The sequence below is a fragment of the Microvirga arvi genome (assembly GCF_016892765.1).
Lineage (GTDB): Bacteria > Pseudomonadota > Alphaproteobacteria > Rhizobiales > Beijerinckiaceae > Microvirga > Microvirga arvi.
The window spans coordinates 1-5,230 of the sequence record NZ_JAFEMD010000129.1; the positions used below are offsets into that span (position 1 = coordinate 1).

At 67.9% G+C, this 5,230-nt stretch carries 2 protein-coding genes; both read right to left on the reverse strand.

Going from position 1 to position 5,230, the window contains the following annotated elements:
* A partial coding sequence (locus tag ILT44_RS31830) for an Ig-like domain-containing protein (protein ID WP_204243216.1) occupies positions 1-1,340 on the reverse strand: 1,340 nt, incomplete at its 3' end.
* 128 nt (positions 1,341-1,468) lie between these two features.
* Positions 1,469-5,230, reverse strand: a 3,762-nt coding sequence (locus tag ILT44_RS29745) for a VCBS domain-containing protein (protein WP_204243217.1), incomplete at its 5' end; no start/stop codon positions are given.

The window sequence follows — 5,230 nt, forward strand, 5'->3', positions numbered from 1 at the left end:
GCATTGGCCAGCGCGCTGAGGCTGACGGAAGCACCGTCCTCGCTGGCAAGCCCCTCCACCGCACCAGACACAACCGGCGCATCGTTGACCGGGGTGACCGTCACGATGGCCTGTGCCTGATCTTCCTGGGTGCCATTGCTCACCGTGTAGGTGATCACCGCCGTACCATGGAAGTTTGCCGCCGGCGTGAAAACCACCTTGCTGCCTACAACGGCGACCGTGCCCTGCCGGGCATCAACCATGGCCCCTACCAGAACCGTCGTGCCGTCTGCTCCCCCGGCATCGTTGGCCAGCACATCAATGGTGATCGGACCACTGTCTTCATCTGCTGTCTTGGCGTCGTTGATCGCAAGCGGCGGGACTACCTTAACCTCGATCAGCTGACGGGCCGACAGCCCACCGGCATCGGTACTCGTCACCTCGACCTGGTAGATCTCGTTCCCATCTTGGTCGGCCGGTGCAGCCAAGTCTGGGGCTGCCTTGAAGCGGAGTTGGCCGGTAGCGCTATCGATCTCGAATAGCGCCGCGTCATCCCCGCCTGCGATTGCGAAGGTCATCTGATCCAGGGCATCGGGATCACGTGCCTGGACCACACCAATATCCGTCTGGCCGGCGTCTGCCAGGAAAGCTGTGGAGACGATCTCCGGAGCCTCGTTCTGGTCTGTCACCGTGATCCGAACAATCTGTTTGGCCGAGAGCCCGTCCTCGTTGCCGGTCACCGTGACCTCGACCTCATAAACGTTGTTCCGGGTTGCGTCCGTGGGCGCCTCGAAGTCGGGCTTGCTGATCAGGGTAAGCTGCCCGGTGGCCGCATCGATGGCAAACAGGTCCCTGTCGGCCCCACCGGTGAGCGAAAACACCAGCGTGTCACCCGGGTCATCATCCTGCGCCGTCACGGTCAGAGCGGGTGAAGTGTTCTCCCCCACCACGAGGTGATCCACGGAGGTGATCACGGGCTTGCTGGGCGCGGCGAACACGCTGATGTCGAACGCCTGGACTTCAGCGCCCTGACCATCGGATGCAGTGACGGTGAACGCCACATCGCCAACAAAGCCCGGATCCGCCGTGTAGGTCAGGCCGCTCAGGGCAGCGTTGATCGCCTCAGCGGGGCCCTGGATCTTGATGGTGGCTGGATTATCGGTGGGAGGGATAATTACAATCCCCACGGTCGAGCCGAGGGTCAGAGAGCCGGCGGTCACCGCGAGCGTGACGGTCAGGGTGTCGAAGTCGAAATCGTCAACAAAGATCCCGTTCTCGTTGCCGTCGTTGAACACGAGGGGAGCGGTTTCGGCGACGGTCTGGATGCCCGGAACCGAGATGATGGGAAGGCTGTTGCTCACGATGGGTGCCCCTAGTCCGACTTGTTGTTTGTGCGGCAGGCCTTCACCAGCCCGCTCAGTGTTGCTTGGTTGAGAGCGGCCGCGCCGACAGGGTGCGGCCGCTCTGTTTTTGATTCAGCCGTGCTGTCTTACAGGATCGTGAGGTCGTCAGCGTTGAGGATCAGGCCAGAGCGGAAGCGGGCGATTGTCACACCTGCGCCAGAGCCCGTGCCGTCCGCGTCCCAAAGGAGCATGCTGCTCGCCTGCTCGTACACGAACTGCCCCTGCGCGACTGTCGCCGCATCCAGCGCAAACCGGCCTGCCGCCAGCGGCCCGGCCGCCAGCCCGAACCCGGTGCCCACCAGCGCGATCGTGTCAGCCCCTTGCATGAAGTCGCTGATCAGATCCCCGCCGTCGGCCTGGCCCGTGAACACGAACGTGTCCTGACCCGTGCCGCCGGACAGCGTGTCGGCGCCCAGTCCGCCCACCAGCCAGTCGTTGCCCACGCCACCCTTCAGCACGTCCGCATCCGCCCCGCCGTCCACGGTGTCGTCGCCGTAGCCGCCGTCGAGGGTGTCGGCGCCGGAGCCGCCCACGAGCGTGTCAAGCCCGCTGCCGCCGCGCAGATCGTCGGCGCCCGCATGGCCGACCAGCCGGTCGTTGCCGGTGCTGGCATCCACATACAGCACCTTCTCCAGGCTCTTGAGCCCGCTGAAGTCGAGCCCGTCGTCACCACCGGTGCCCACCAGCGCCCGGCCGTTGCCGAGCAGGTGCTCGATGGAGGAGACCCCCGCATCGAACGAGCCCAGCACGGTGGCGGCCGCCCCGATCACCTCGAGGGTGTCCTCGCCCTCACCGCCGCTCAGGCTGTCGCCGGTGGCCTCGGTGCTGGTGATCTGGAGGCGGTCGTTGCCCGCCCCGCCCAGCAGGGTGTCGGCGCCCGAGCCGCCACGCAGCAGGTCGTCGCCCGCCCCGCCGGCGAGCCGGTCGTCGCCGGCGCTGCCGCGCAGGTCGTCGGCAAAGCCCGTGCCGGTGAGTACGTCGTTGCCGGCGCCGCCGTCCACGGACGGCAGGCCGGTGACCGTAACGAGGCCGCTCAGGTCGAGAGCGTCCGCCCCGATGGTGCCGGTCAGGCCCTGGCCGTTGCCGGCCCAGACCTCGAGGCCGGCCAAGGCCGCGCTGAAGTGGTTCAGGCTCAGCGCCCCCGTGCCGCCCACCCGCACGGTGTCGTGGCCCTCGCCGCCGGCGAGCACGTCGCCGAGGGCCTCGGTGCCGGACAGCACCAGGGTGTCGTCGCCGGCGCCGCCGCTGAGGCTGTCGGCCCCCGTGCCGCCATCGAGCGTGTCAGCCCCCGCACCACCATCGAGAGTGTCGTCGCCCGCCCCGCCGAGAAGCTGGTCGTTGCCGGCCAGACCTGCGAGAGCGTCGTTGCCGCCGCGCCCGTCGATCTGATCATCCTCAGCGCTTGCGAACGCCTGCCCCGGCACAGTGACCGTGCCGTTGATCACCTCCGCCTGGTTCGAGCCGACAATCACCGCGCCTTGCACATCCTGCACCGTGAGGGTGACCGTCTCGATCACCTGCTCCAAGCCGTTCGACACCGCAATCCGCAGGGTGTGCGAGATGGCGCTCTCGTAGTCGATCACCGCACCGGCCTTCACCCGCAGCTCGTTGCCGCTGATCTCGAACAGGCCAGAGGCATCCTCCACCAGGGCGTAGCTGAAGCTGCTGGTGCGGTCCGGATCCAGTCCCAGGAGGCTGCCCACCAGGGTGCCGCCGGGGGCATTCTCGGTCACCTGCGTGCCTGAGAGGCTCAAGCCCGCCAGGGCATCGTCGGCGCCGGTGACGGTGAAGCGAGCGGTGGCCGGCGTCTCGCCGCCCTGCCCGTCCGTGACCGTGTAGGTGAGCGTGACCTCCACCACCTCGCCGGCTCCCAGCCCTTTGAACTGGGCCGGGTCGAGGCTGAGGCTGCCATCCACCAGAGTGAACTGCAGGGCAGCCGTCCAGGCAGCCCCGGAGGTGCTCACCTGGAGGCCGGCAGCACCGTCCTTGATCGCCAGCACGGCGTCATGGTCGACGTCGGAGGCCTGCGCCAGCAGGGCCAGGCTGAAGGCCTCGTCCTCGCCGCGCGCGCCGCCATCCACCGCCCCGCTCACCACCGGCGCATCGTTGGTGCCCGTGATAGTGACTGTGACGGTCTGCCGGGCCGTGCCGTCGAGGCTCTCGACCGTGAGCGTCTGCGCAACCTCCTCGCCCGCCTTGAGCACCTGCGCGGCAGCGTTGTCGAGGACAAAGCCCCATGCTCCCGTGCCCGCATCGAAGCTGAAGCTGCCGTAGGCCTGCTGCAGGTCCGCCGCCGCCACTGCCTTGAAGGTGCTCTCGCCCGCATCGACATCCGCCACCGCCAGCACACCGCCGGTGCTCTGGCTGCCGTCCTCGCTCACCGCACCCGTGCTGGTGCCGGAGATCACGGCGGCATCGTTGGCGCCCGTGAGGGTGACCGCGATGGCGTGCGAGGCGGTGCCGTCGTGTGAGGTCACCGTCAGCGTGTCCGACACCGTCTGGCCGGCCGCAAGCGCCTGCGTGGCGCTGCGGCTGTTGTCGAGCACATAGCTCCACTCACCTGTGGCCGCATCGAAGACAAACGTGCCGTAGGTGCCGTTCAGGGAGGCCGGAGCCCGGAACACCGCCTCGCCCGTGTCCACGTCCGTCACGATCAAGGTCCCGCCCGTGGTCCGGGTGCTGTCCTCCGTCACGGATCCGGCATCAGTCCCGGAGATGGTGGCGCCATCGTTGGTGCCGGTGACGGTGACCGTCACGGTCGAGGCGGACTCCAGTCCATGCTCGTCCCGCATCGTGTAGGACAAGGTCACGGTCTCGGTTGCACCCTGCGCCAGGTGGTCGAAGGCCGTGCCCGGGGTAAACACCAGCTTGTTGTCCACCACCGCCGCCGTGCCCTTGCCGGCCGGAGCCACACCCGAGACCAGCGTGAAGACGGCGCCCGTGTCCACGTCCGTGTCGTTGGCCAGCACGTCGAGCGTCAGGGTCTCGTTCTCCGTGCCGGCCGCCACATCGGCAACCGCCACAGGTCCGTCATTCGTGCCGGTGAGGGTGATCGTGACCACCTGCTCGCTGCGGCCGCCGCTCAGATCGCTCAGGAGCAGCGTGTAGGTGAGCGTGCGCACCTCGCCTGCCGCCAGGCTGTCGATCACGGCCGTGTCGACATCAACCGTCCAGCCGACCTCACCTGGTAGGCCATCGACCGGCTCGGCGATGATGCCGGCGCTGAAGGTGACGCCGGTCTGGTCACCGGAGTTGTCGATGACATCGACCGAGTGCACATCAACCAGATCCACGTCGCTGAAGGCGAGTACGCCCTCGTAGCTCCGGATTCCGGCCGGAGCCTCCGGCTCGACGATCTCACCCGAGATGTTACCGCCGGTGATCACCGGCGCATCATTGGTGCCGGTGACGGTGAAGCGGGCCGTGGCCGGCGCCTCGCCGCCCAGGCCATCGCTGACCACGTAGCTGAGAGCGACCTCTAGGATCTCGCCTTCGGCCAGAGCCTGGAACTGGGCCGGGTCGATGCTGAGCGTGCCGTCCACCAGGGCGAACTGCAGCGGGGCCGCCCACTCACCCGTGACCACCGTCGCGGTGATGCCCGCCTCACCGCCCTTGATGGTCAGGACTGCATCATGGTCGACGTCGGACGCATGGGCGAGAAGGTCGACGCTGAACGCGTCCCCATCCTCCACATGCTCACCACCTTCCACCGCCCCGCTCACCACCGGCGCATCGTTGGTGCCCGTGATAGTGACTGTGACGGTCTGCCGGGCCGTGCCGTCGAGGCTCTCGACCGTGAGCGTCTGCGCAACCTCCTCGCCCGCCTTGAGCACCTGCGCGGCAGCGTT